Origin of the sequence: Candidatus Lernaella stagnicola (assembly GCA_030765525.1) — a bacterium.
Classification (GTDB): domain Bacteria; phylum Lernaellota; class Lernaellaia; order Lernaellales; family Lernaellaceae; genus Lernaella; species Lernaella stagnicola.
In genome coordinates this window covers 176167-202029 of record JAVCCK010000020.1, presented here as the reverse complement: position 1 = coordinate 202029, position 25863 = coordinate 176167, and the positions used below count along the sequence as shown (strand labels likewise).

Sequence of the window (25863 nt, the reverse complement as noted above, 5' to 3'; positions counted from 1 at the left end):
GTCCTTTTGAAAAGGGATACCGGCTATGAAAACACCATGGGACAGCGAAATCGCCGTCGTGCTCAATGCCAATGCCAAGCGCGTGACCGAACGCATCGTGACGCGCGTTAAAAAATTCGTTCCCGAGTCGCAACTTTACATCAGCAAAACGATTGATGAAGGGCAAGCGTTCATTCAAGACATCCTGAATAAACACTACACCCATGTTGTGCTCGGCGGCGGCGACGGAACGGTCGTCGAAATGATCAACCAGTTGCGCAACGCCTTGCGTGCCATGGGCCGGCCCGACAGCCAAATGCCGATGCTCGGTTTCCTGAAGCTCGGCACCGGCAACGCATGGTCGCGTTTTCTGGGCATGGATGCCGGTAAGCGGACCCTGCCGCGTATGGCGCGTCCGGAGAACTGGCGCATCAGCCGTTTCAATCTGCTGGAAACCGAAAACCGGTGCAGTCATTTTGCCGGCATGGGCTGGGACGCGAATATTCTCGCCGACTATTATTACCTCAAAGAGAAATTTGACGGCACGCCTTTCGCGCGCTTCTTGCACGGCTTCGCGGGTTACATCGCCGCGATTGCCTTGCGCACGGTCCCGCAGCAGTTGGTGACGCCGGCGCCGCAAATCCGGGTCATCAACCAATCGGATGAAGTGTACGAGATGGCCCACTTTCGCCCGCCGCGGCGGCTCGACCTCAAGATCGGCGATACGCTTTACGAGGGGCCGGCCAACGTATTCGGCGCGGGCACGACGCCCTACTACGGTTACAACATGGTCGCCTATCCTTTCGCGCGCATGAAAGAGGGCTTCATGAATTTCCGCGTGGTCAGTTCCAGTGTGTGGGAGGTTCTGGCCCACGCCCGGTCCATCTTCCAAGGCCGTTTCGACTCGCCGAATTTCAAGGACTACTTGCTCAAGCGTGTTTCGATCGAAGTCGACCGCCCGCTACCGATTCAGTTGGGCGGTGACCTGTTCGGCAACCGGGATAAGTGGGACCTGGCCGTGTCGGATTTGTCGGTCGAAGTTTTCGACTTTCACGCCTGATCGTTGATGCTATCCGTTCTGCTATTCCTACTCGTCGGCATCTTCGCCGGCTTTGCCGCCGGTTTGCTTGGCGTGGGCGGCGGCATTATCAACGTGCCGGCGCTCGATTGGATATTCCTTCGGCAAGGCATCGATCCAAGCGTCACCTTTCACATGGCCTTGGGTACCAGTTTGGCGATCGTCGTCGTGACCTCGTCCAGCGCCGTGTTCGGACACCACAAGCGTCGGATGATTATCTTCCCGGTTGCTTGGCGGGCGGGCGTTGCCGGCATCGCTGGTGTCGTGTTGGGCGGCTGCGCGGCATCACTATTGAGCGCGGAGATACTTCGTCCCGCCTTCGGTGTTCTCATGCTTGTCGCGGCGATTAAACTCTTCGTCGAGAAAACGCCCGAGGGCGACGGCGAGCACATGGGCAAGAGCCTCGCACTGGCCATTGGTTTCGGTGCCGGCGTTGCCTCGGGATTTTTCGGTATCGGCGGCGGCATCATCGCCGTGCCGCTGTTCATCTGGTTGGGCCGGCTGAATCCGCGCCACGCCGTGGCGACCTCCAGCCTGATGATTGTCATTATCGCCACATTCGGAGCCGGCACGTATGTCGCCACCGGATATCAAGTCACCGCCGACGTGCCCCACTCCCTGGGCTACGTGCATTGGCTCGCCTTGATATTCGTTGCGCCCCTTAGTATTCTCACCGCCCGTTTGGGCGTCTGGATCGCCCATACTATCGACCCGCGATGGCTCAAGGCACTGTTTGCCGTCGCGTTGTTCATTGTGGGTATCCGTTTTGTCTTGTTCGCTTTCCAAGGAGGATCGGCATGACCGTCGTGACGCGTTTTGCTCCCAGCCCCACCGGCATGCTGCACATCGGCAACGCCCGCACGGCCCTGTACAATTGGCTGCTGGCCCGACACAGCAACGGTAAATTCATCCTGCGCGTCGAAGACACCGACCGCGAACGCTCCACCAAGGAAAACGTTCAAGTCATCCTTGAGGGCATGAAGTATCTCGGCCTCGACTTTGACGAAGGCCCCTTTTTCCAGAGCGAACGTTCCGAAATCTATCAGGCCGCCATCGACCGCATGCTCGATGAAGGCAAAGCCTACCGGTGTCGCTGCACGCCCGAAGAGCTCGACGCCAAACGGGCCGCCGCCGTCGCCGAAAAGCGCACGTACCTCTACGACGGCGCGGGCCGCGAGAAAAACTACGGCCCCGAGCAACCCCACGTCGTTCGCCTGAAAATGCCGACGGAAGGAGTTTCCGCGTTCCACGACCAAATCATGGGCGACGTGGAATCGGGGTATGTCGAACTCGACGACTGGATCATCGCCCGCACCGACGGCACGCCCACGTACAATTTCTGTGTCGTTGTCGATGACTCGGATATGGGCGTCACCCTCGTGGTGCGCGGCGCGGATCACCTCGTCAACACCCACAAGCAGATCCCGCTCTACCGCGCGCTCGACCTCACGCCGCCCGACTTCGGCCACATGCCACTGACGCTCGGCAAGGATCGCTCCAAGCTGTCCAAGCGCGACGGCGCGGTAAGCCTGCTCGAGTATCTTGAGATGGGCTACCTGCCCGAAGCCATGCGCAACTTCCTGGCCCGCCTCGGCTGGGCGCACGGCGACCAGGAACTGTTCACCGACGAGGAACTGATCGCCGCCTTCGATCTGTCGGGCGTCGGCAAAAGCAACAGCATCTTCGATAATGACAAGCTCGACTGGATCAACTCCATGAAAATCAAGGAGCGGCGGCCCGAAGACCTCGTGGACGACCTGCTGCCCTTCTTGAAAACGCGCAACTTCCCCGCCGAGGGAGACCCGCGCCTGCCCGCGATCATCGCCCAACTGCAGGAGCGCTCGAAAACGCTCCTCGATATGGCCGAGCAAGCCGCCATCTTCTTTGTCGCCCCCACGGAGTACGCACCCAAGGCGCTGAAGAAGTGGTGGAAGGAAGGCTCGCCGGACATCGTCCGGCGCTATCTCGAATGGCTCCGCTCCCTGGACGAATTGCGGCAGGAAGACGTGATGCCTTTCGCCCAATCGCTCGCCGCCGAGTTGGAAGTGGGCCTCGGTAAGGCGGCGCAACCCTTGCGCATTGCCCTAACCGGCTCCTCGGCCAGCCCGCCGCTGGACGCCACGCTGTACCTGATCGGCAAGGACGAAGCCATCGCCCGCCTGGAAAAGGCGCTCGCCGAACTAGCCTGACATCACCAAGACCGGCGCCCGCCGTCGATCACCTCGAAGCGGACCGCATGGTGAATCAGCCGGGGCGGTTCCCACTTCGACGCGGCGGCCGGGAGATGACCGAGCTGCGAAAGCGCCGGATGCCGCGATAATCGATCCGCCATCCTTTGCGCTGCTTCCCGCGCCAACTTTCGCCTTTGGGTACGCTTCGTGTTGCGCCGCCGCAAGATGTAGCCTTCGCCGCGCTTCTCTTGGTCGCGCAACCGCAACCGCTGCTCCTGCATGTCGATCAACCGACCCATCGAAGTCCCCCTTGGATGCGAGCACACGGGTGCCCTGGTGGTTTCTTCGATGAATGGATGATTCGTATTGCGTATATGGTCGGCTTGATCGCTTGCGCTCGCCGCCGGGGTCGGTATCGCAACCCTTTATCTTGCGACACCCTCTTTCGTCAATGGTTCCGGCGCTCGATGGGAATATTCGGCGCGCCGGGCGTGGGCGATTCGAAATACACCCACTCGTCGGCGCCGTCGCCGTTGCGGCCCAAGCTTACGTCGGTCGCTTGCCGGCCCCACTCGATTTCGTCCACGACAAAAAACTCGTCGCCGTATTCGAAGTAAAGGCCCAGGTATTCGCCGTTCTTGCTAAGCTTGAAATTCGTGTGGGTTTCGCCCTGGTCTTCGTCATTGTCCGCCCAAAAAAGCGTTGTCTCGCCCGGATACATGAACATCGATCCGGAAGCAAGCCATTGATCGGGTTCGCCGGCGTCGTCGGTCAAGCTGAATCCTTCGAGCAACACGGTTTCCTCGCCGGCGTAAAAAAGCTCGAACCAATCGTCGAATTCGCCCGCCTCGTCGGCAATCGTCGTTGCATTCTCGGCGAGCACTTCGTTGATGAAAACGGCCGGCAGCCCGACAAGAAACTTCAGCCTCACTGCGGGAGCCGCCGCCGGACGGGTTGCGACCCCGCCTCGGCCGTCGGCGGCAGTAACGTAATACCGAACAATATCATGATGCGCCGGAGTCGTCGGCAACTGACCGCCGAACACGCCGTCGCCGGGCGCGCCGTCCATATGCTCGCCGTCGTCAGCCATGTCGACGGTCGTACGTGACACCTTATTAGTCTCGTACTCCACGGCAACGGCGAGGGGATCGCCATCTTCCTCGAAAACCTCGGCCAGTATGTAAATGGTATCCCCGGCCCCCGGGAAGCGCGGTGTTTTATCCACCCAGATGATCTTTGGGTCATGGTTCGTTGTCACGTCATTGGCGACGCCGGGCGTGGGCGCGTCGGTCAACTCCCATTGACCGGCGACCACGTTCCACGACCAAGAAAAATCTGCCGGCATAGCTGCGTGCCGGAGCGAGTCGATTAAGCCGCCGCCGTTAAACGGGCAGTCGTACAGATACAACGTGCCCTCGCTGTTTTCGACCGAGAAGGTCGCGTGCCCTTCCCCCTGTTCGGATTGGCCGTCAAGCCAAATCACAAAAACTTCGTCCGGCGCCAGGCGCAATTCCGGCAGTACCCATTTGCGCGGCATATCCGGATCATCGGTCAACGACAGGTCGAGGAGGTGCATCGTGGCCCGGCCTTCATTGTGAATCTCCACCCAGGCATCGAATTCGCCGTACTCGTCCGCGTAGGTTGACCCGTTATTCGTTTGCATTTCATGGAATTCCACAACATCCAGCGACGGCATAAACTGCGCGATTTCGTCCGCAATCCCGGGCCCTGCGAGCATTTGCAGATGCTGGGCAATCGCGTCAAAACCGGCATCGAACAAGTCGTGACACACCGCTGTCGCCCATTGGAAATCGCGGGACGTCTCGTCCTCTAGATCCGCCCGCCACTCGGTTGCCCATTGGGCGAGCGGCCCCGCGGGCGAAAACGACTCGGCCCGCAGTTCCATCATCCGCCGTGCGTAGGCGTAACGGAAATGATCCACCTCGTGAAACAGCGCGATGGTCGGGTTGATGTACGGCTCGCCCTTGTCCCAATGGGCGCCGATTTGATAATCCGGCCGGAAGCCCTGCAGCGTTGTGTCCAGGTCATAAGGGATGTAACGCCAACGACCATGCTCTGGATCCAGGTACACGTAGTGATTGACCGCCCAGAAATCTTCGTTGCCGCTCAGCACCATAATCGCATACCAATCGATGAACGCGTCCACATCCACCCAACGTGCAAATACTTCCGCCGCCTGCTCGGGCGGTGCTTGCTCCACAGAGGTAGTAAAATCAACCAGTTCGGACCAACAACTCGTGGGGCCGTTTTTCAATTCCCACGCTTCCAAAGGGTCTTCGCTCCACAGGTCGACCGCTTTGAACAAGCAACCGTTCGGATTCCAGCCAGCGGCCGTTAACCAATAGTGGTCGTAAACCTCCAGGTCGCCGTACACTCCCATATAACGATCGTTCATAAACAAATTCACGAAGTCGTACCCTGCCGCCGGAATATCCGTATATTCGTTGAACAGGTCGTACAAAATCCGGTTGCGCACGTACGTGGAGTCCACCGGCGATGTGTTAAGTACGAAACGGCGGTCGTCGTTCTTGGGGCGAATGCGGTACGCATTTTTTGCGAAGTACCGGTTCTTCGACCCGCGAAAACGAATTCCCGCCTCTTCGAAATTCAGGCCCGCGCGATCGTACGCCGCATCCACCCAAATCTCTTCAAAGGGATGCGCATTCAGCGTCGACAGATTCTCCGGGCTGATCGTCACGTGATGTACCGGCAGCGTCGAGGCCGTCTCGGCCAGCGGGGTTACTACGACAGCCGTAGAAAGATCACTCTCGATGCCCCACACATCCACCGCCGCAACTTGATACGAATAGGCGACGCCCGCCACCGGTGACTCATCCACAAACCACGGGTCAACCGTGTATGGTTGTGGTTGAACGATTGCGTTGAGGGGCGAGCCGTCGCGGTAGATACGGTACCCGGCCAGCAGGGGATATTCGTCGCGCAGCCACTGCAATCCCACCTGGTCGTAACCGGCGCGCGCCACAAGTTCCTCCGGCGCTTCCGGCCCCTCTCCAAGCCCCTCGGGCGTCGGCGTCACCTCAATCGCGGCCACGTGAACCGGGAAGAGATTGGTCGGCTTCGGCTCGATCCTCACATCGATATCCAACCCGATCACGTCGGTCGCGAAAGTTAACACGAACACATGCAAGCGTTGAGCCTGGGCATAGAGGTCCACGTTGGCCAAAACCGTCGTTTCGTTGATCCGGATATCGAAAACAACCTGCCCCGCTTCGTGGGCGAACACTTCCATCAAATAAAGGCGCAGCAGGTACGATCCGCTTTCTTCGACGCGCACGCGGTACAACAACGGCGCCGTCACCTCGACCGGCGTTAGGGCCGTCCGCGTGAATTCCGTATCGCCAAAATCAAAAGGATCGTCGCCATCGAACAGCGTGGAGGGATTTGCCGCGTAGTAACACTGGTTGTCCAGGATCGGTCCACTGTCAAAGCCGATATCGTCATCTTCGAAATAGACGGCCGACGCCATGATGTGACCGTAGCCTGCCTGCGGATCGAATTGGCGGTCGGGGAAATAATCTCTCTGGTCGTAATGGTAGCCCTCACCGCCGGCATTGATTAGAACCTTGTCGTCATCGTCATCGTCGTCGTCGTTGTCGTCATCGTCGTTGTCATCGTCGTTGTCATCATCGTCGTCGTTGTCATCGTCGTTGTTGTCATCATCGTCGTCGTCATCGTCGGCTAAAGGCGTGTCGTCGTCACCCGTGGGAGAATCCAATGTAGCCGCATTTTTATCGTAGCCGCCACAATTAATCTGGATAGCAAACAAGGAAAGAATACAGAGTACGACAAGGGCGAAACGGAGCTTGCACATGCAACCTCCCCGCCGTGTTTCACGGCCGGAAAGCATCCCCTCCCACAGGGTTTCGAAGCCGAAGTTCCAGACCCCAATCGGCGTAAGTGTACTACGGCGCCGCCCTGCAGTCACTCACAAAATAACGTGATTACACAAAAATAATTCGCTAGCTGATCCGCTCGCCGGGCTTACCGTCAGGCACTTCGACAAGGGCGATGTGCTCGCCTTTGCCGTCCGTGTTTTTACTGGTCGCGGCAGTGATCATCGCCTCCGAAACGCCCCACTTCATCTGGCGCGGTTTCAGGTTGGCCACGCACGCGATGGTCTTGCCGACGAGGCTTTCCGGATTTTCGACATGCTGCGCGATGCCGGCAAACACACTGCGAGTGCCCAGCGGCCCCAAATCGAGCGTCAGCCGGAGCAATTTCTTCGCCCCTTCCACCGCCTCAGCCGCCGTGATGCGGGCCACCCGTAGGTCGACCTTAAGGAAATCATCGAATTCGATTTCGGCCGACAAAGGCTCAGGGACGAAATCGCTCGACGGCGCCGTTTTTTCTTCCGGTATGACGCTCGCCTCGATGATGGCGTCGATCTTCTCGCGCTCCAGCCGTTCCACCAGATGTTGGAAGGGTTTGATCTCGTGCCCGCCGGTCAGGTCGGCCCGCGCGTCGGACCATTGTAGGTCGCCGAGGTTGAGCATGTCCTCGACCTTCTTCGCGTATTCCGGCAAGACGGGTTTGAGGTACACGGTGATGATTTTCGTCAGGTTCACCGCCGCGGTACAGACATCCCGGGCGCGCTGTTCGTCGCCCTTTTTCATGGCGTCCCAGGGGGCTGCTTCCTGCAAATAGAGATTTCCGGCCTCTGCCAGCCGCGTGATCGACTCGACCGCCGCAGCCAGGTCACGCCGGTCGTAGGCTTGCGCAATTTCCTCTCCCGCCGCCTCCGCCTTGGCGATCATATCTTGGGCGTCGTCCGGGATCTCGCCGAGCGTGCCGCCCAGGCGTTTGCTCACAAAGCTCATCGACCGGCTGGCCAAGTTGGCGATTTTGTTCACTAACTCTGCGTTCACTCGGTTGATGAAATCCTCAAACACGAGGTCGATATCTTCGATCTGCCCCGAGAGCTTCGCCGCGTAGTAGTAGCGCAAATATTCGGGCTCCAAGTGGTCCAAATAGGTGCGGGCGTTGACGAAAGTCCCGCGGGACTTGCTCATTTTCTCGCCTTCCACGCGCAAAAAGCCGTGCACGGCGATTTGTTTGGGCAACGTCAAATCGGCCGTCATCAGCATCGCCGGCCAAAACAGGGCGTGGAAGTAAATGATGTCTTTGCCGATGATGTGGTAGATCTCCGTGTCCGGATTCTCCCAGTAATCGCTCACGTTTTTACCGACCCGCTCGCAGTAATGCTCGGTGCTCGCGATGTAGCCGACCGGCGCGTCGAGCCAGACGTAGAAGTACTTATTCTCTTCACCGGGAATGGGAAATCCGAAATACGGACCGTCGCGGCTGATATCCCAGTCGCGCAGGCCGTCGGTCATCCAGTTATTGACGTAGTTCCGCACTTCCGATTGCAGGTGCTCGTCCTCGCCGGTCCATTCAAGCAGTTCATCGGTCAGTTTGCCCAACTCGAAAAACAGGTGCTCGCTGCTTTTGACCACGGGTGTCGTACCGCAAACCGAGCACTTGGGCTGCTTGACCTCGCGCGCGTTGTAGGTCGTGCCGCACTCTTCGCACACATCGCCGTACTGGTCGCCCGCCCCGCATTTCGGGCACGTTCCCCTGACGAAGCGGTCCGGCAAAAACATGTTGTCGTTGGGGCAGAAAAGCTGCTCGACTTCGCGCCGGGCAATCAAGCCCTTGGCTTTGGCGGCTTCGTAAATCCGGGCCGACCACTTTTGGTTTTCCGGTGAATTCGTGCTGTGGTAGCTGTCGAAAGCCACCTGAAAATCGGCGAAATCCTTCACGTGCTCGTCGTACATGCGCCCAATCAAATCCTCGGGCGTCGTTCCTTCCTTGAGCGCCCGCACCTGAATCGCCGTGCCGTGCGTGTCATCGGCGCAGATATAGATCGCGTCTTCCCCCTGCATTCGCAGGTAGCGCACCCAAATGTCGGCAAACAGGTATTCCACCAGATGGCCCAGGTGAATACTGCCGTTGGCATATGGGAGTGCGCAGGTAACAAGGATTCGACGCGACATGACCTACTCCTTCTCAATCGATACGGGTCCAAACGTTTGGAGGCGAGACTTATAACATGCAGTGAAATTGTAGCAAAGGCCCGCGGGTTATTCCGGAGAGTCAACCAGGATGGTCACCGGCCCGTCGTTGACCAGTTCCACGTCCATCATGGCCGCGAAGCGACCCGTCTGCACAGCCACGCCGCGTTCCCGCGCCCGGGCGCAAAAAAGCTCGTAAAGACGCTCGGCTTGCTCCGGCGGCGCGGCGTCGGTGAAGCTGGGACGCTTACCCTTACGAGCATCGCCGTACAGCGTGAATTGGCTCACGACAAGCAACTCACCGCCGACATCCAGCACGCTGCGGTTCATCTTGCCGGCTTCGTCGGGAAAGATACGCAGGCCGATGGTCTTGTTGACCAGAAACTCCAGGTCCCTCTCGCCGTCGCCCTGCTTGACGCCGAGCAACACCAACAATCCCGGCCCGATGGCTCCGATGATCTCGCCGTCCACCGTCACCGACGCCCGTTTCACGCGTTGAATCACGACGCGCACGTTCTATTCCTTTCCCGATGCCAAGGCTTGCACGATGCGCTCCTGCGTCCACGGCCCGCCCGGCTCGCGTATGTTCGTCCACAAGACCGTCGAGTTGGCGTCCCGTAACCACACAAATCCGACGGCCTTACGCCTGGCTAAAAAGACGATATTGTTCACCGCGTTCGCCGCATAAACGTTGTCTTCCTGCCGCGGCGCATTCAGTCGCGCGAACACCACGGGGATTTCGAACTTGCCGATCGCATTGGTCGCCAAACCGCGCGTTACGTGCAACGCCAACACGCGCTCGCGAAGCTCCTCGGACGCCATGTAAACATCCGCCGACAAACGCGAGTCTTCCAAATATTTTTCCAGCCGCCGCCGCATCCTCTTGCTCAAGGCTTGCCCGCCACGCCCCTCGATCTTTCCCGCCACGTGCGCTGCGGAATACCGCCAAGGCCCCGGCGCGGCTTGATAGCCGATCACCGCCACGTCCTCGGCCGGCAGGGGCAGGTGTTCCCACAAGCCCGCAATCTTCACGGATGATTCGACTTCCCGCCATCCGTCCAGACGTGCCTTGAGCAGTGGCCTCATCGCTTCGATCGAGGTCGTTTCCAGCTCGAGCGCCACGCCACGCACGTGAGTGCGGCAGCCGACAACAAGCAAAGCCGAAACCACACACGCTAAAATCAAGGAAATACGAAGTCTATTCTTTGGAACCGGGGTCATCGAGGTACTCGTTTCGCAACGACGGTTGCACGCACTGCGATTCGTGATCCGCATAGGGGCATGTCGCGCAGTCGCCCGTGCATACGCCCGCAGCCCGCTTCTTTCGGTTCGCGGCGTAATGCCAAATCAAATACACGGCCGCGCCAACGACCAATAAAACAACGAGAATGTATTCTACGAGATGCACCATATCATAGTACCATGCGACCGATTTGATAGACCACCGTGGCCAACAGCCACCCTACGAATGTCAAACCCCAGAATTGCAGCGCCGCCCATTTCCACGAACCCGACTCCCGGCGCGTCACCGCCACCGTCGCCATGCACGGCGTGGCAATCAGCAGAAACAGCATCACGCAAAACGCTTGCAGAGGCGTATAGGTTCGCGATAACACCTCACGCAGCGACTCGTTTGTTTCGTCGCTTTCGCCCAGCGAGAACACAATGCCCATCTGCGCCACGAATATCTCCTTCGCCGCGAACGCTCCGATCATGGCGGTCGTAATGCGAAAGTCCGCGCCCATTGTCGAGGTGACCGGTTCGAGCAACCGACCGACATGGCCCGCCGCGCTGTATTCCAACGCAGCCTGAGCTTGCTGTTGCGGAGTGGCGTTTTCCAGTGGTCCGACTTTCGGATACGCCGTGGCCAGCCACAACAGAATGGAAATCGCCAAAATCACCGTGCCGGCTTTGCGCACGTACAGCCAACCTCGCTGCCACATTTTCAGCGTGATGGCCTTTAGCGTCGGCAAGCGATAAGGAGGCAATTCCATCACGAAAGGCGCGTCGTCGCCGGCTAAGATCGTTACTCGCAGCAGCTTGGCAAGCACGACCGCCAGCCCGATTCCGATGAAATACAGCAGCCACAGCATTGGCGCCTGCCACTTCGCGGCAAAAAACGCCGGCACCATCAGCAGGTAGATCGGCAAACGGGCACCGCAACTCATCAGCGGCAGCACCAACATGGTCGTCAAGCGGTCGCGTTCGTTGTCCAGCGTGCGACACGCCATGATGCCGGGGATGCTGCACCCAAAGCCGGTCAGCATGGGGACGAAACTCTTGCCGTGCAGGCCCATCCGGTGCATGAAGCGGTCCATCAAAAACGCCGCGCGGGACATGTATCCCGTGTCTTCCAACAGGGAAAGGCCGAAGAACAAAATCAGAATATTCGGCAGGAAGACCAGCACTCCCCCGACGCCGCCAATGATTCCGTCCACGATCAGCGACCGCAGCACCGATTCTTGACCCGGCGCCCACATGGAGTTAATCGCCGCCGTCAACATCTCAAAGCCGGCCTCGATCCAATGCATCGGAATTTCGCCAACCGAAAACGTCGCCCAAAACAGCAAGTACATCATCGTGAAGAATATCGGTATTCCCAACACCCGATGGACCAACACTTCATCGACCGAGTCCGACGCCCGCCGCGAATCGCGCCGCATTTCCGCCACGCGAACCTCTCGCAACAAACCGGCAATGAAGGAATAACGGCGATCGGCCACGAACAACGGGCCGTCGGTTTGATGCTCCGCCGCCAACGCGGCCGCCTGCGCCTTGATTTCCTCTAGCAGGCCCTCGTCAGCGACAGTCCAATCGCGAAGTTGCCGCTCGATTTCCGGATCGCATTCGATGACCTTGATCGCCAACCACCGCGAGGGCGGCGCCTCACGCGGCAAGTGCGGCATGATGCGGTCGGCCAGCCGAGCCAGCGGCGTCTCGAAATCCTCTCCGTAGACCAAGCGCTCGCCGCGAGTCGGTTGCTCCACGGCCTTGAAAACGGCCTGCTTGAGTTCGTCCACGCCCCGTCCGCGATTGCCGACCGTTTGCACAACCGGTATGCCAAGCAAGGCCCGCATTTGCGGCACATCCAGGCGTTGACCGCCGGCCTCGGCTTCATCAGTCATGTTGAGCACCAACACGGCGTTGCCGCCCAGTTCCATCACCTGCAAAAGCAGGTACAGATTCCGATCCAGGTTCGTGGAATCAGCCACGACGACCACCACGTCCAGGTCGTCGCGCAGAATTTCCCGCCGGGCGATGCGTTCCTCGGGCGAGTACGCCGTCAGGCTATAGGTGCCGGGTAAATCCAACACGCGAAAATCCCAGCCGCCATCCTGAAAGTGGCCTTCCTTTTTCTCAATCGTGATGCCGGGGTAATTGCCCACGCGTTGATTGGAGCCGGTCAACGCGTTGAAGATGGAGGTCTTCCCGGAGTTCGGGTTCCCAGCCAAAACCACCCGCAAGACTCGGCGATCCCCATTTGATTCGCTCATACCGCCCGTTGCTCCCCTGTCCTTCTGTTTCGGAGATAAGCCCTATACCGGGTTGACCATAATACCGGCGGCTTCGTGCTTGCGCAGGGAAAGGTTGAACCCGCGAATGCGAATCCAAATCGGGTCGCCCGAAGGTGCAACGCGCTCCACTTCGATTTCCGTGTGCGGCAGCATGCCCATGTCAATCAGACGTTGACGCACAGCGCCTTTCGCTTGAATACGCGCCACCAAGGCACGCGATCCCGGTTTCAAATCAGCCAAGGTGCACAACAACGTCTCTCGACCGCGCCGCCGTCGCCGCCGCTCGCACGTCTCCACGCAGCCGCCGAGTTCGGGATTGATCGTGTGACATGACTGAAAAAGCTGCAACAGGTTGCGGCCATCTTCACAGTTCTCAAGAAATTCCAGCAGACGCACCAGGCGATCCACCGTTTGATCGGAAATATGGTGCTCGATCTGACACGCGTCTTCGTCGGCAATCTTGTCATCCACCTGCAAAATTTCCGTGAAAAATCGATGCATTATCTCATGCCGCGTCACGATGCGCCGCACGACGGATTCACCCTTTGGGGTCAACTCGATGTATTCGCGTTGTCGGTAGTGAATCAAATCCAAATCGGCCAAACGACGCATTGCCGTTGAAACAGAGGCCATGCTGACGCTGCGCTCCGCCGCGATATCCTTCACTCGCGCGACTTTTTTTTGCTTCACAAGATGGTATATTGTTTCCAGATAATCTTCCAAAGATTCCGACATCTGTAAATTGGCAGTGTTGTCTACGGCCATGTCTCCCACCTACCTTTGTTAGCCTAGACTAATTATCACTCCGATCTGTTTTCCCGTCAAGTTAAAGCCTCAAAAATCCGACACTCATGGATAGGCGAAAACACAATCGATAGTTAGTAAAACTATGAAATACTTGATATTATGTCTTTTTTTGAGATTTCCATTGCTGCAATACCAGCCTCACCGGAAGGGATAGCCTGTGGCCGTTGATCCAAATATCAAGATCCTATGCGTCGACGACTTCTCCACCATGCGGCGAATCATCAAGAGTCTGCTGAGGCAAATCGGCCTCCACCAAGTCGTTGAGGCGGACGGCGGGGCCACTGCGCTGGAAATTCTGAAAAACGAACCGATTGAGTTGATCATCTCGGATTGGAGCATGCCGAAGGTTTCCGGCCTCGAGTTGCTTCGTGCGGTTCGCGCCGACGACCGCTACCGTCTTTTGCCTTTTTTAATGATCGCGTCGGAAGAGGAAAAAGACCATCGAGCCAACGCCATGGAATCCGGCGCCAACGAATTCCTGGTAAAACCCTTTAAGGCCCATGCCCTTCGGGTCGTTATCGAAAAACTCATAGGTAAATAAAAAAAAGAAGGGCCTATGGAGACAGCCATGGGAGACAAACCAAGCGTCTTGATAATCGAAGACGAGTCCATGTTAGCCACGCTCCTGCATCGCATGATCGAACGGCTCGGCCGATCAGCCGCCGTAGCAACGAACGGCAGCGATGCCACTGACGCGTTGGAGTCGCGAGGCCGGGAAATTGACTTGATAATCCTGGATTACCGTCTGCCGGATAGCTTGTGCCACGAAATGATTGAACGTTGCCGTCGGCTTGCTCCAAACGCGAAACTTGTACTTACGAGCGGGTATCCACTTGGGTCCATGGAGAACGTAGTCCCTGAGGATCTCGATGGATTCTTGCCCAAGCCGTTCAATTTCACGTCGGTCAAAGCGTTGCTGGAAAAGTTGTTCACCTAGCGACTTGTTGGTTGATTCGATTCTTGATTTCCCACATCACAGCCTGCGTTATTTCCTCTCCCCCGCAAGGCATCAAGGTCGGATTATGGAACAACGGTTCCGCCAAATCGTAGGGTGAGGATCGCTGCGCGGCCTCAAACCACTGACTACCGGGTACCGGCGAATACTCGGCCAAATGCGGGCGAACTCCCCTGGCCAACACAGTGTCCACGGAAGTTTCGATTTCCTGCCGCGTCTGCCCCGGAGCCCCCGCCAACACGTACACACCGATTTGATTCGCCGCGAAACCGGCCTCACGTAGCGCGGCAATCGCGCCCTCGAACTCATCGGTCGTTACTTTCCCGCCCCAATCGCTCTGCCGCGCGGCGTCGCTGGTCTCCAAACCGACACGTAGCGTCGCGAAACCGGCTTTCTTCATGCCCCGCGCCACTTCCGGCGTGAGCCCACGGCACGACAACCCGGACACCGCGTGCAATCGGACCGGCGTCTCCAACGAGGCAATGCGATCCAGAATATCCAACGCTCGCGACGTATTGAATAGGAAGGCGTCGTCGACAATACCGATGTCGTGGATTCCCAAATCCAACACGATTTGGCGCACTTCCTCCTCGACGCGCTGCGGATCGTAGGCCACGAAATCGCGGCAAATTACCTTCACGCCGCAATACGGACAATCGAAGGGGCACCCGCGCGAGGTAATCAACGGCGCCGAATCCGCCGTCGGATTGAGGTGATGCGCCGCCGGCGGCGTCTCGCTCCCAATATCGTAAGAGATTCCCGTAATATCAGTTACTTGGTTCCAACATTGCTCGATCCCGCCGGTCGCCACGACATCGGCCCCGGTCGATCGGGCCGCGTGCTCCGGTAGCAACGTAGCGTAGACGCCGCCCAACACCACCGGCACACCGGGCCACGTTCGCTTGATCCAGGAAATCGTTTCTGCCACGCCCGGATACCAATAGGTCATCATCGAAGTTACGAATACGGCGTCGGGAACCTCGAATTCCGCCGCTGCCGCGTCCGCCGCTTCCGGCGGCAATCCATATCGTCGATAATGCCGCTCGATATGCGGAAGGGGCGCAGGCTGCGGGATACGTTGCGCGGCGAATTTCCCGGCGCCCGGCCGAGACCGCCTTGGTTTTGCCGCCTCGGGCAAGAACGGCGACACCGGGTCGGTTAGATCCAGCAGGCGGACCGGCGCGCCGGCTTTTTCCAACACCGCGCCCAGCACGAGCAAGCCGAGCGGTCGCGCCCAAAAATCGAAGGCCGCGAAATCGTGAATCCAGGGGTTTACCAGCAAGACCCTGGGCTGTCGGTCGCCATGTATCGCCACCAAGCGCTCCCTTCGGGAAAACAGAAAACTCTGGCAAACTGTCTGGATTAATTACCACGGTCTCGCTACTATGCCGACCCTAATCACATACGAACCCGAGTTTTGTTCGGCTCTACTCGATAGGGACACGACATGGCAAAAAAGGGCGATAAAAAAGGCAAGCGTTCTCAAAAGAAGAAACAACAACCCAACGGCGCTCAGCAACCGCCGCCGCCGCAAACTCCCGAGAATCCGCCGCCGCAGACTCCCGAGCCTCCGCCGCCGACCCCGACGCCGCCAAAGGCCAAAGACACGAAAATTAAGCGAGGCATCGCGGCCGCCGTCGAACTGCCGAGTGTTATCGTGCCGTTCATAGCCTGGCTCCTCGTGTATTTGGTTTCCCATTTCGTTACGAAATACGATGCCAGCCTCTTCGACGGCCTTCAACTCGATGGGGTCTTCATGCTCATCGCAGGCGGCGCAACGATATTGTTTTTCATCGTCGTGCCCGTCTATCGGAACCGAAGCCAGCTAACCAAACCCTTCGCTAAAGCCATCGTCTTCGGCGGAGCCGCCGTCTCGTTGCTCATTTGCGGCGCGGCTGTTCATTTTGCCGCCGATTGGGGAAAGCCTGTCGCCGAAGGCACGATCAAAGCCACAGCGGGGACCGGCACGATCAATTTGCCCGGTACGCGGTACACACTTTACTTGAAAGGGCACTTCGCCGAAATGGACCGCGAGCAGCAGAAGCTCGCCGACGAGGAAGAAAAAGTCGCGGAAGCGAAAAAGGCCGGAAAAGAAGCCAAGAAAGTCCAACGCGCCGGCACCTACAAACTCAGCGGCACGTACGAAATGCGCCTGCTGACCCCGGAAACACTTGACGTAATCGACAACTTCCCGGGCAAATTCGAACAAGAGCGCCAGCGGCGGCGCGTGAGTAAGCGCGGCCGCGGTTACCTTGATGTGATCCACACGACCAAGCTTTTCTCGCTGCGGGTCGACAGCCCCGGCGAATACAAAATGCAGTTGGCGCGAATCGGCGGTGATTTGACGGAGAATATCGAATACGCGGTGTACCACGATCGCCAATTCCCCCTGATCATCAGCTTGCTCGGCGCGATATTCATCTTCATTTTCGGTTTCATTGACTACTTGATCCGACCGTTGCGAGCCGATTCCTACTTCGCGCCGGCGATTGGCATCGCCTTCGGCTTCACGGCGTATTTCGCCTCAACCTCCGTGCCCGGCATTACCTTCAGCGCCATGGGCGTCAGCTTAATCGTCGGCTCTATCATGGGCGGCGGCTCAGGTTACGTGCTGTACTTGCTTTCGACCAAGCCGTACGTCGCTATCGCCAAGAAATATATGTGGACCCTTAATTGATCTGGAGAGAGCCATGGAAACCCTGTTTAAACACGTCGACGAAAACCTCGAGACCTATCTAGTAGAACTCCAGGAACTCTTGCGATTCGAAAGCATCAGCTCCGACGCCGACAAGGAAGACGCCTGCCGGCAAACCGCCCAGTGGCTGGCCGACCACCTCAAAAGCATCGGCCTGAATAACGTGCAGGTATTGCCCACGACCGGCAAGCCGCTCGTGTACGCACACCACGAAGGACCCGCCGGCGCCCCGACTGTACTCATCTACGGGCATTACGACGTGCAGCCGGTCGACCCTCTCGAACTCTGGGACAGCCCGCCGTTCGAACCGGTCATCAAAGACGGTATCATCTGGGCGCGCGGCACAACCGACGACAAGGGCCAGCTATTCACCCACGTCAAAGCACTCGAAACTCTACTCAAACTACGCGGCGAATTGCCCGTCAATATCAAAATACTCTTCGAAGGCGAGGAAGAAGTCGGCAGCCCTGCGCTCACCGAGTGGTTGCCTGATAACAAAGACCTGCTTGATTGCGATGTCATCCTCGTTTCCGATTCGAGCATGATTGCCAAGGGCCAGCCGTCCATCAGTTACGGGCTGCGCGGACTCGCCTATTTCCAGTTGGAAATGGAAGCCGCCGACGGCGATCTGCACTCCGGCAGCTACGGCGGCGCGGTGGCCAATCCCCTCAACGAATTGGCCAAGCTGCTCACGTCGATGAAAGACGATGATCATCACATCACAATCGAGGGCTTCTACGACGATGTCATCGACGTGACCGAAGAAGAACAAGCGAACTACGCCAAACTGCCAAACGGTGACGAACGGGTACTCGAAGAAACGTCCGCACCGGCGTTAGTCGGCGAAGCAGGCTTCACGACCGCGGAACGCCTCGGCGCACGCCCGACCTTGGACGCCAACGGCATCTGGGGTGGCTTCCAAGGAGAAGGCGCCAAGACGGTCCTGCCCGCCAAAGCCGGCCTCAAGGTCAGTATGCGCCTGGTACCGAATCAGGATCCGCATAAGATCGGCGAACTGTTCCGCCGCCACGTCGAGAAACACACGCCGCCATCGGTGAAAGTAAAGATCATCGAAATGCACGGCGGCTTCCCATTCCTGTGCCCGCTTACTGAACCGGCCCTGCGGAAGGCCGCCGAGGCAATGGAAGAAGTGTACGGAGCCGAGTGCGTCTTCACCCGCGAAGGCGGTTCGATCCCGATCATCGCCGACATGGCGCGTATGATGACCAAGCCGGTGGTGCTGATGGGCTTCGGGCTCAACTCGGAACAGGCCCACGCGCCCAACGAGCATTTCGATCTCGATAATTTCGTGAAGGGAATCAAGACGAGCTTGGTGTATCTGAACAAGCTCGTAGGTTAGCCCCTACCCCAGTCCCGACAGCAACAATTCCAGACCGTTGGCCGTCGCCGCGACGCCTTGGTGGACGCCCAGGCGCGGCAAGGCGAACAAATCCGCTGGCGGGTCGGCGAAACCGGCTTCGGTCGTCACCGCGCACGCGTAACCGGCCCGCTGCACGGCCCGCTTCGTGTGCTCATCGTAATTGCCGTTTGGGTAGCAAAAGTTGGTCGGCGATTCGCCGATTTCGCGCTCGATCACGCGCTTGCTTCCGTCCAATTCGTGTTTCACTTCCGCCGCGCTCAGTTGCGTGAGGATGTGGTGCCCGACCGTGTGGCTGCCGATTTCCCAGCCCTCCGCATGCATTTGCCGCAGTTGCTCCCAACTCGCCAACTCCGGAGGCAATTCGATCTTCTTTTCCGTAACGGCCTCGATGAAGGTGATCACCTCGGTACGTTGCGCGTCCGACAGTTCCTTCAACTCACCCAAGATGGCCTGGAAGTACTCCGTGCGCGGTGGATTGCTCACCAGGAGGTCTACAAGAAAGGCGGCCGTCGCCGGCACATTCTCCTCTGGAAACGCGGCCGCTAAGCTATCGCGCATTTCCCAGAGGTTCTTCGTCGCCGCCGCCGCGTGCGAAAACCAAAACCGGTGCCCGTCGTCCACCAACGCCGTGGGCACAAACACGGTAGCAGGCAAGCCCGCCGCTCGCAGCAAGGGGTGGGCCACTTCGTAGGTGTCCAGCCACGCGTCGTCAAACGTAACAGCCACGGTACCCGACTCGACCGGCTCGCCGGTCAAATGCTTCCGCACCAAATCCGACAACGACACCACGCGAAAGCGCTGCTGCAATAACTCGACGTGCGCCGCGAAGGTCTCGCGCGTCACGAACATTCCCGGCTCGACGGCCTCCACATCGTGCCGCTCCGGATCCAACACCCGATGATAAGCCAAAATGGCCGCGTGACAGTCCAGCCAGCCCGCGATCCTGCGGCCCATTCCCAGGCCGCCGACCACGCCTGCCGCTATGCGGCGCAACTGTCCTTTCACGCCCATCGTTCGCCTACTTTCTTGCCCATTACGTCGGTGACGGCGTGCGACAACGCTTTTAGGTCTTCCTTCGTCAACGACTCCACCAGTGGCAGAACAATCACGCTTCGGGCAAACCGCTTCGCGCCGGGAAAAGGCGCGCCGCGCAAATCCAGATCGGGTTCCAGTTCCTTGATGGCCGCCACAGGGTCCGGATACATTGCCGTTGCGCCAATGCCGGCTTGTATCAGCGCCGCGAGCAGCGCGTCACGCTTGCCGATCTCTTGGGTTAGAATCGGCCGCCGCAACCACGCCGGCGCCGCGCCGGTACGCGGCATCGGCAGAATGACGCCTTTCTTGCTTCGTAAGATTTGGTCGATCCACCGCACCAGATTCGCTCGCTGTTTATTCAGTTCCGGCAGCCGCTCGAGCACCGCCGCGCCCAAAGCCGCCCGCGCGGCCCCGAGCGCCGGCGTCGCGAATTCCGGGTCAAATACTGTGCGCCCGACTTCCACGCCCGGCAATTGCTCGGCCAGCGCAAACAGATTGGGAGATAGCGCCACGCTCATGGCGCCGCCCTTCGCGACCACTTCCCAGGCGCTCGGCGCCGGGCCGTCACGGAATGCGTCGGCACTTTCGGCCAGCGCGGCACGTAACTGCTCGTCACGCACGAGCGCCGCGCCGCCACCCAAGGCCGTGATGTTCTTGCCCCGCCCGAAGCTGACGATCCCCGCCGCGCCGAACGATCCCACCGGGCGGCCCCCGACCGACGCGCCCAGTGACTGCGCCGCGTCGTCAATTAACGTCGCGCCATGGGCTTGGCACAATGCGGCCAGTCGATCCAGATCACCGGGCAGCCCGAACAGGTTCGGCGATACGACCGCCGTTACGCCGCGCCAATCCAATTGCCCTAAGCGCTCGAAGTCGTAGTCGATCTCACCCGGTTTGATGTCGACCGGCAGCACGCGCATTCCCGCCCGCACGATCGCCGCGGGCACCGACCAACAGGTATACGCGGGCACGATGACGCGGTCACCTTCGCGAATGGAACGCAGCGCCGAAAGAATCGCCGCCAACGCCGCGCGGCCGCTTCCGAAAAAGAAAACTTCCTCGCACGGAATCCGCTCCCGCAGCGCTTCGGCGAAGATCGCCTCGGCGTCCGGCGTTTCACGCAACGCCGCCCACAGTTCCTGCCAATGCAAACGCGTTCCAACCGGCGGCAACTTACGCATATTCACTCACGGCAACAGCCGCGCCAGCGGCGGCCCGATAAGGGTTGTCAGCCACACCGGCAGTTTCTTCCAAGCACGAATCGCCAACTCGAATTTCGGGTTGCTCGTATTCAGGCCCGGCATCTGCTCGGTGTGAATCAGTTGGTACTGCCAATAAAGCTGCTGGGTTTCGACGCCCCAGTGTTTCTTGAATTTTTCACTCGACGTGCCCTGTGTCGAACGACCGAAATCGACCGTCTGCAAGCCGATATCGACGGCGTCTTGAATCGCCCGCCAGTTCATCGCCGGCACGGGGGCCATTCGGTTCGCCTCGCGCCGGCTGGCCGACCAAATGAAATACCGCGTCGAGCCGAAATCGATCGTCAGCTTGCCGCCGATCGCCTCTGCCCCGTGGTACGCGGCGTACACATGGGCCGCGTCGCCGAACTGCTCGACAATCTTCGCGAAAAACCGGCGCGGCAAGACCGGCGTGCCGTGATTTCGTTGCCCGACCGCAAACACGCGGTAGAACGCATCCAGATGTTCGACGCCCCGCCGTACTACCACATCGTTCTTCGCGGCTTTGCGCACCTTGTTCCGCACGTTTTGGTGCAGCGCTTCTTTCCACACGCGCTCAACACCGCCGCTCAGGTCGAGAATGCTGGTCACCTTGAACGTATTGGTCGGCAAATCTTCGGTGCCGGGCGGAAGATGCCGGTGGCGGTATTCCACGTAGTTGCAGCCGTAGCGCTCAGCCACTTCACGCGCCCGCCGCATCAGCGCCTCCGCCGCTTCTTCCTGCGCCGCGACAACACCGCCGTAGTTCAGGAAAGGCATACTCACGGCCATGTTGCCGAACAAGCGCGTCCGCAAAATAAACAGCGGCAAGACGCCCTGTATCTCCTCCCCCGCCTGCGCCACGAGGTACACCGGCTGATGCCGCAAGGTCTCGGCGATGATGTCCCGCCACGCCGTACAGTGAAACACCGTGCTCGTGGGTTGCCCCCCCAGCCAGGCGTCCCAGCGGTGGCGGTTGGCATCGGTTAGTTCATACAATCTCATCGATTTCCTCGATCTCGTCCACGAACTCCGGAATCAGCGGCGGCGTCTCGACCGCGATGCGCTTGAGCGTCGTGGCCAGCATGGTCAACAGGAACAAATGCGGATAATAGGCCACGGATAGAAACATACTCGACACGAGCCAACCGCAAATGCTGATCAACACCGCGGCGCGGGCCGCGTGAAACCACTCGTCTTCGCCTCGATCAGCCAGTCGCGTAAAACGCAGCCCGTACACCAAGAAGAAAATGGCGCCGACCAACGCATACAGGATAATAATCCCCGAAATTCCCAACTCGCCCAGCACCTGGAAAAACACACTGTGCGCCTCTCGCCAGTTGCTCGCCACGGCGTCCGGGGGGAAATATTTCGTTCCGTACGCTGTGGCAAACGCGCCGGCCCCGACGCCGAAAAGCGGATGATCCACGAACATACGAACGCTGGCGCCCCACGCATCGAGCCGGCCCAACGCGCTTTCGTCCTCCTCGTAATCCTGAATGCCCGACACGCGATCCTTGAGATCGTCGGGGGCAAAGGCGATAAAGGCGACAACCGTCAACGTGACGGCGATCAAGCCCAGCATCATGCCACGGGCGTAGGCGCGGTTGCGGATCACCCAAAGCAGGTAATAGAAAATGAACACCGAGATCAGGCCCAAGAAACCGCCGCGGGAATAGGTCACGATCACCGCGAGCGCCCCGATGACGATGCAATACATAAAAAACAACTTGCCGATCTTGCTGCGCGTCGTGCCGACCAGCGCGATAGCCCACGGCAGGATCACGTTTTGCGCCAAAGCGAAATCGTTCCCGTCGCCCAGGAATCCGCCGGCAATCCCGCCGCTACCGCCCTTGCCTTCGATGTGGGTGTCCGGAAACAGCACGAAGCGCAAGAAAATTGTCGTCGACAACCCCGCCATAACCAGCACCATGGTCGTCATAAACCGCCGTGCCTGCGACACTGTCTGTACTAGGTGAACGATCAGATAGGTCATGTAGACAATGCGCGCGACTTCCATCACTTTGCTAAGTGTCACGCTGCGATAGAAACTGCCCGGCAGCGAGCAGAGCATCACCAAGAAAAACAGACCCATGAAAACCAACGGCTTGCTCATGATCGGCTTGACCCGTCGATACACCAGCACCTGCAACACGAACGCCCCGGTCAGCAGCAACACGCCCAACAAAGTCAGGCGAAGCGGCGTCAGGGCGTGGAACATATCGCCCGGTCGCACATACAGCAAAATGAGGTAGAGCAGCACGCCGTAGTAAGGCTCGGCGACCACGGCCAACGCCACGAGGATCACGACGAAGCCCGCGATCACGAAATACCAAGGCACCTTGAGCAATACGATGCCCAGCAGCGCGCAAAACAGAATCAGCAGCAGAACGGGCGCGAATGAGCCCATGCGCTTTTGCAGGCGGCGGAGGGGGTCTTGTTGTATCACCTCGGTTTGCGCCTCACGAGTCGGCGGATGATTTCCAGTTCCTGGTCGCGCAGGGCGCCCAGCGCCCAAATGCCTCCCAGGTATAACACCGCGCCGACGATGATGACCAGCGCCAGATGAAACGATCGCAGCGCCGCGGTCGCCGCCACCAACACCGCTGCCGCCGGTAACGCCCGCCACGGGAAAATCCCTCGCGGCAGCCCGCCTTCCTCCCGGCGCAGCACGATGAGGAAGTACGTCAGCAACACAGCTTCACTGATGATCGTCGCCACGGCCGCGCCGAAGAAATCAAACCGTGGGATCAACAAAAAATTGGCCGCGATATTCACGAGCATCGCCAACACGTTGCCGCGCAGCACCAGGCCCAAACGATCCGCCGCCGAAAGCGCCCAGCCCACGGTCATCGTACCGAACCACAAGAAAATGTAACTGCCCAGCAACGGCACGACGTATCCGCCCGCCGCATATTTGGCGCCGTACAACAACGGCACGAAGCGCGCGCCCACGAAAAAACTGCCGATTGCTATGGGCAGTGCCAGTATCCAATAGATCCGCAACGCGGCGCCCATCAACTCGCGCCACCGCTCCGGCGAAGTCGCACGAGCCTCGGTGAGGGCCGGAAAAAGCGCGCGCGTCGAAAGAATCGGCACGACCAGCAACAGTTCGAAAAACACGTAACCACTGCTGTATAAGCCGACGCTTTGCTCGTTCTTCAACGCCTCGAGCATGATCGTGTCGATGCGGAAAAGCAGCATCCATACGACGCCGATCAGCAAAAACGGCAGCGCTTGACGCATCTGCCGCCACGCCCCAACCAGCCGCGGGCGAATAGAAACGCCGCGCAGTCGTCCCGCCACCAGCAAATTGCCGAACCCCGCGCTGAACACCGCCGCGAACAAATAAGCGCCCACCACGCCGTACAATGCCCCGTGTCGGCCTAACGCCACGGCTACCGCCAACAACACCAAGGTCGAGCGCACCACGCCGATTGCCGAGGACCATCCCATGCTCTGATAGCCGTCCAGCAGCGAGATCGCGCTGGCTTCCAACGCGCTGAACCACACGATGCCCGCCGCCACGATCACCGCGATCAGCGTCGCGCCGTCGTAGCCGCTGACCACGGCAAAGCCGATCATCCCCGCAGCCGCCAACAGCCCGAGAATCATCTTGATGCCCTGCACCAAGCCGAAGGTCTCGCCGCCCTTTTCCGGCGTGCCGGCCACTTCGCGGGTCAACAGGGGACCGAGGCCGAAGTTGGCGAGCACTTCGAAAATCGCCACGAGCGCCATCGCCAGGCGCAGCCGCCCGAAATCGTCGACCGCCAGGGCGCGGGCAATGAGTATGCTCGTCACCACGCCGAGGATCTTCTTGACGACTTCGGCGGCGATCAGCACGACGCTGTTTTTGGCCACGCGTTCGCCGCTCAATGGAACCTCTCGTAAATTGCCTCGTACTCGCCCATCATGTGACCGACGCTGTACCGCGCCGCCCAAACCGATCGACCCGCCTCGCCGAACGCCGCCCGCTGATTCGCATCGGTAAGCAGGCCCGCCAGTGCTTCGGCCAATTCATCGGGATTCTGCGGGGGGATCAAGAAACCGTTCTCGCCGTTGACGACGGCCTTGGGCACGTCGCCCACGCCCGGCGAAACCACCGGCAAACCGGCGCTCATCGCCTCGAGAATGCTCATCGGCAGCCCTTCCCAATCCGACGACAGCGCCATGACCGACGCGATGCCGTACAAGGAAAGGCTGTCCAGTCGCCACCCGGCCAGCGTCACGCGGTCGGCCAGATCGTATTCGGCGATCAGTTTCTCCAGCTTCGGCCGCTCCGAACCTTCGCCCGCCACAATGAAACGCCCCGCGACGCCGCGATCTCGCACGCGTCGGGCCGCCTCAACGAGCACGGCGAGATTCTTTTGCGGTTCCAGGCGGGCGACGGTCAACACAACGGGCTCGTCTTCGCGCAAACCAAATTCCTCGCGCAATTCGGCCCGCTTTGCCGCGGTCACTTCCGGCACGGGCGCCACACCGTTGGCGATGACCGTGATCTTGCGCGCCGGCCACAACATTTTCTCAATCAAATCCCGCTTATTGTCATCACTGACACTCACGATCGCATTCACGAGGCGTGACAGCACGTACTCGGTGATCACCACCGAGCGTCGCTCCGGGAATTTGCGGCTGTGGTCGGTCACCACGATCCCCTTTACGCCCGCGAGCTTCCCGGCGCATGTTCCGGTGAACATCGGCCCGCTGTTGTGCACGTGCACAATGCCCACATGTCGATCGGCGAAGACTCTCGCCAAGCGCCGCGGCAGAGTCAGGTCGCGCCCCGGCTGCTTGTCCAGCGCGACGACCTCGATGCCCGCTTCCTCCAGCATCGGCGCGAAATCCCCCTTGACCGTCAGGCAAACCACGATCGGTCGATAGGCCGCCGACATGTTCATCGCCAAGTGGGAAGCCACGCGTTCCATGCCGCCCACTTCCAAGCTGTGCACAACCTGGGCCACAACGACCTGTTCCACG

At 59.5% G+C, this 25863-nt stretch carries 22 protein-coding genes; 7 read left to right on the top strand and 15 right to left on the bottom strand.

The window, feature by feature from the left end:
* Window positions 1–25 precede the first annotated feature (25 nt).
* Genes P9L99_09570 through gltX form a run of 3 tightly spaced genes read left to right on the top strand, consistent with a single transcriptional unit; the run spans window position 26 to window position 3246 of the window.
* Window positions 26–1039, top strand: a complete 1014-nt coding sequence (locus P9L99_09570) for a diacylglycerol kinase family protein (GenBank protein MDP8223596.1) — start codon at window positions 26–28, stop codon at window positions 1037–1039.
* A 6-nt stretch (window positions 1040–1045) separates the two neighbouring features.
* A complete protein-coding gene (locus P9L99_09565) occupies window positions 1046–1858 on the top strand; it encodes a sulfite exporter TauE/SafE family protein (GenBank protein MDP8223595.1) in 813 nt (270 codons plus the stop codon).
* Window positions 1855–3246 (top strand): glutamate--tRNA ligase, encoded by a 1392-nt coding sequence (gltX, locus tag P9L99_09560; protein MDP8223594.1) that lies wholly within the window; start codon window positions 1855–1857, stop codon window positions 3244–3246. Before P9L99_09565 ends, gltX begins: the two co-directional genes overlap by 4 nt.
* A gap of 2 nt (window positions 3247–3248) precedes the next feature.
* Here gltX and P9L99_09555 read toward each other — a convergent pair whose 3' ends face one another.
* The 8 genes from P9L99_09555 to P9L99_09520 form a co-directional block, all read right to left on the bottom strand.
* Window positions 3249–3527: a hypothetical protein gene (locus P9L99_09555; GenBank protein ID MDP8223593.1), complete on the bottom strand. Its 279-nt coding sequence runs from the start codon at window positions 3525–3527 to the stop codon at window positions 3249–3251.
* Between the two features lie 149 nt (window positions 3528–3676).
* Window positions 3677–6985 carry a CotH kinase family protein gene (locus P9L99_09550; GenBank protein ID MDP8223592.1) on the bottom strand — a complete coding sequence of 1103 codons (3309 nt, stop codon included), beginning with the start codon at window positions 6983–6985 and terminating at the stop codon, window positions 3677–3679.
* Between the two features lie 244 nt (window positions 6986–7229).
* Complete coding sequence (gene metG / locus P9L99_09545; GenBank protein MDP8223591.1) at window positions 7230–9263, bottom strand: methionine--tRNA ligase; 2034 nt, start codon at window positions 9261–9263, stop codon at window positions 7230–7232.
* Window positions 9264–9350: 87 nt separating this feature from the next.
* A complete protein-coding gene (gene dtd, locus P9L99_09540) occupies window positions 9351–9794 on the bottom strand; it encodes a D-aminoacyl-tRNA deacylase (GenBank protein ID MDP8223590.1) in 444 nt (147 codons plus the stop codon).
* 3 nt (window positions 9795–9797) lie between these two features.
* Window positions 9798–10466, bottom strand: a complete 669-nt coding sequence (locus P9L99_09535) for a hypothetical protein (GenBank protein ID MDP8223589.1) — start codon at window positions 10464–10466, stop codon at window positions 9798–9800.
* Window positions 10467–10479: 13 nt separating this feature from the next.
* A complete protein-coding gene (locus P9L99_09530) occupies window positions 10480–10692 on the bottom strand; it encodes a FeoB-associated Cys-rich membrane protein (GenBank protein ID MDP8223588.1) in 213 nt (70 codons plus the stop codon).
* Window position 10693: 1 nt separating this feature from the next.
* Complete coding sequence (gene feoB / locus P9L99_09525) at window positions 10694–12775, bottom strand: ferrous iron transport protein B (protein MDP8223587.1); 2082 nt, start codon at window positions 12773–12775, stop codon at window positions 10694–10696.
* 42 nt (window positions 12776–12817) lie between these two features.
* Window positions 12818–13561 (bottom strand): DtxR family transcriptional regulator, encoded by a 744-nt coding sequence (locus P9L99_09520; protein ID MDP8223586.1) that lies wholly within the window; start codon window positions 13559–13561, stop codon window positions 12818–12820.
* Window positions 13562–13760: 199 nt separating this feature from the next.
* Between P9L99_09520 and P9L99_09515 the strand changes: the two genes are divergently transcribed.
* Window positions 13761–14144 carry a response regulator gene (locus P9L99_09515; GenBank protein MDP8223585.1) on the top strand — a complete coding sequence of 128 codons (384 nt, stop codon included), beginning with the start codon at window positions 13761–13763 and terminating at the stop codon, window positions 14142–14144.
* A 27-nt stretch (window positions 14145–14171) separates the two neighbouring features.
* Window positions 14172–14540, top strand: a complete 369-nt coding sequence (locus P9L99_09510; GenBank protein ID MDP8223584.1) for a response regulator — start codon at window positions 14172–14174, stop codon at window positions 14538–14540.
* Here P9L99_09510 and P9L99_09505 read toward each other — a convergent pair.
* A complete protein-coding gene (locus tag P9L99_09505) occupies window positions 14533–15873 on the bottom strand; it encodes a B12-binding domain-containing radical SAM protein (GenBank protein ID MDP8223583.1) in 1341 nt (446 codons plus the stop codon). The genes P9L99_09510 and P9L99_09505 overlap by 8 nt on opposite strands.
* 132 nt (window positions 15874–16005) lie before the next feature.
* Here P9L99_09505 and P9L99_09500 point away from each other — a divergent pair, with 132 nt between their 5' ends.
* Entirely contained in the window at window positions 16006–17235 is a 1230-nt protein-coding gene (locus tag P9L99_09500) for a hypothetical protein (protein ID MDP8223582.1), read from the top strand.
* 13 nt (window positions 17236–17248) lie between these two features.
* On the top strand, window positions 17249–18613 hold the full coding sequence (locus P9L99_09495) for a dipeptidase (GenBank protein MDP8223581.1): 1365 nt from the start codon (window positions 17249–17251) through the stop codon (window positions 18611–18613).
* A gap of 3 nt (window positions 18614–18616) precedes the next feature.
* Here the strand turns inward: P9L99_09495 and P9L99_09490 are convergent, their stop codons facing one another.
* From P9L99_09490 to P9L99_09465, 6 genes are read right to left on the bottom strand one after another with little or no spacing between them, the layout of a single operon-like run.
* A complete protein-coding gene (locus P9L99_09490; GenBank protein MDP8223580.1) occupies window positions 18617–19645 on the bottom strand; it encodes a polysaccharide deacetylase family protein in 1029 nt (342 codons plus the stop codon).
* Entirely contained in the window at window positions 19636–20850 is a 1215-nt protein-coding gene (locus tag P9L99_09485; protein ID MDP8223579.1) for an aminotransferase class V-fold PLP-dependent enzyme, read from the bottom strand. Before P9L99_09485 ends, P9L99_09490 begins: the two co-directional genes overlap by 10 nt.
* A 6-nt stretch (window positions 20851–20856) precedes the next feature.
* Window positions 20857–21891: a FemAB family PEP-CTERM system-associated protein gene (locus P9L99_09480; GenBank protein ID MDP8223578.1), complete on the bottom strand. Its 1035-nt coding sequence runs from the start codon at window positions 21889–21891 to the stop codon at window positions 20857–20859.
* Window positions 21878–23335: an O-antigen ligase family protein gene (locus P9L99_09475; GenBank protein MDP8223577.1), complete on the bottom strand. Its 1458-nt coding sequence runs from the start codon at window positions 23333–23335 to the stop codon at window positions 21878–21880. The genes P9L99_09480 and P9L99_09475 overlap by 14 nt, the downstream gene beginning before the upstream one ends.
* Window positions 23332–24762 (bottom strand): flippase, encoded by a 1431-nt coding sequence (locus tag P9L99_09470; GenBank protein MDP8223576.1) that lies wholly within the window; start codon window positions 24760–24762, stop codon window positions 23332–23334. The genes P9L99_09475 and P9L99_09470 overlap by 4 nt, the downstream gene beginning before the upstream one ends.
* Complete coding sequence (locus tag P9L99_09465; GenBank protein ID MDP8223575.1) at window positions 24759–25862, bottom strand: glycosyltransferase; 1104 nt, start codon at window positions 25860–25862, stop codon at window positions 24759–24761. Before P9L99_09465 ends, P9L99_09470 begins: the two co-directional genes overlap by 4 nt.
* Window position 25863: the final 1 nt, after the last annotated feature.

What these genes read in the sequence shown, in the direction of transcription:
- P9L99_09570 (MDP8223596.1), top strand. Translation starts at nt 26, where the DNA reads ATGAAAACACCATGGGACAGCGAAATCGCCGTCGTGCTCAATGCCAAT.
- P9L99_09565 (MDP8223595.1), top strand. Translation starts at nt 1,046, where the DNA reads ATGCTATCCGTTCTGCTATTCCTACTCGTCGGCATCTTCGCCGGCTTT.
- gltX (MDP8223594.1), top strand. Translation starts at nt 1,855, where the DNA reads ATGACCGTCGTGACGCGTTTTGCTCCCAGCCCCACCGGCATGCTGCAC.
- P9L99_09555 (MDP8223593.1), bottom strand. Translation starts at nt 3,527, where the DNA reads ATGGGTCGGTTGATCGACATGCAGGAGCAGCGGTTGCGGTTGCGCGAC.
- metG (MDP8223591.1), bottom strand. Translation starts at nt 9,263, where the DNA reads ATGTCGCGTCGAATCCTTGTTACCTGCGCACTCCCATATGCCAACGGC.
- P9L99_09530 (MDP8223588.1), bottom strand. Translation starts at nt 10,692, where the DNA reads ATGGTGCATCTCGTAGAATACATTCTCGTTGTTTTATTGGTCGTTGGC.
- feoB (MDP8223587.1), bottom strand. Translation starts at nt 12,775, where the DNA reads ATGAGCGAATCAAATGGGGATCGCCGAGTCTTGCGGGTGGTTTTGGCT.
- P9L99_09520 (MDP8223586.1), bottom strand. Translation starts at nt 13,561, where the DNA reads ATGGCCGTAGACAACACTGCCAATTTACAGATGTCGGAATCTTTGGAA.
- P9L99_09510 (MDP8223584.1), top strand. Translation starts at nt 14,172, where the DNA reads ATGGGAGACAAACCAAGCGTCTTGATAATCGAAGACGAGTCCATGTTA.
- P9L99_09500 (MDP8223582.1), top strand. Translation starts at nt 16,006, where the DNA reads ATGGCAAAAAAGGGCGATAAAAAAGGCAAGCGTTCTCAAAAGAAGAAA.
- P9L99_09495 (MDP8223581.1), top strand. Translation starts at nt 17,249, where the DNA reads ATGGAAACCCTGTTTAAACACGTCGACGAAAACCTCGAGACCTATCTA.
- P9L99_09490 (MDP8223580.1), bottom strand. Translation starts at nt 19,645, where the DNA reads ATGGGCGTGAAAGGACAGTTGCGCCGCATAGCGGCAGGCGTGGTCGGC.
- P9L99_09485 (MDP8223579.1), bottom strand. Translation starts at nt 20,850, where the DNA reads ATGCGTAAGTTGCCGCCGGTTGGAACGCGTTTGCATTGGCAGGAACTG.
- P9L99_09480 (MDP8223578.1), bottom strand. Translation starts at nt 21,891, where the DNA reads ATGAGATTGTATGAACTAACCGATGCCAACCGCCACCGCTGGGACGCC.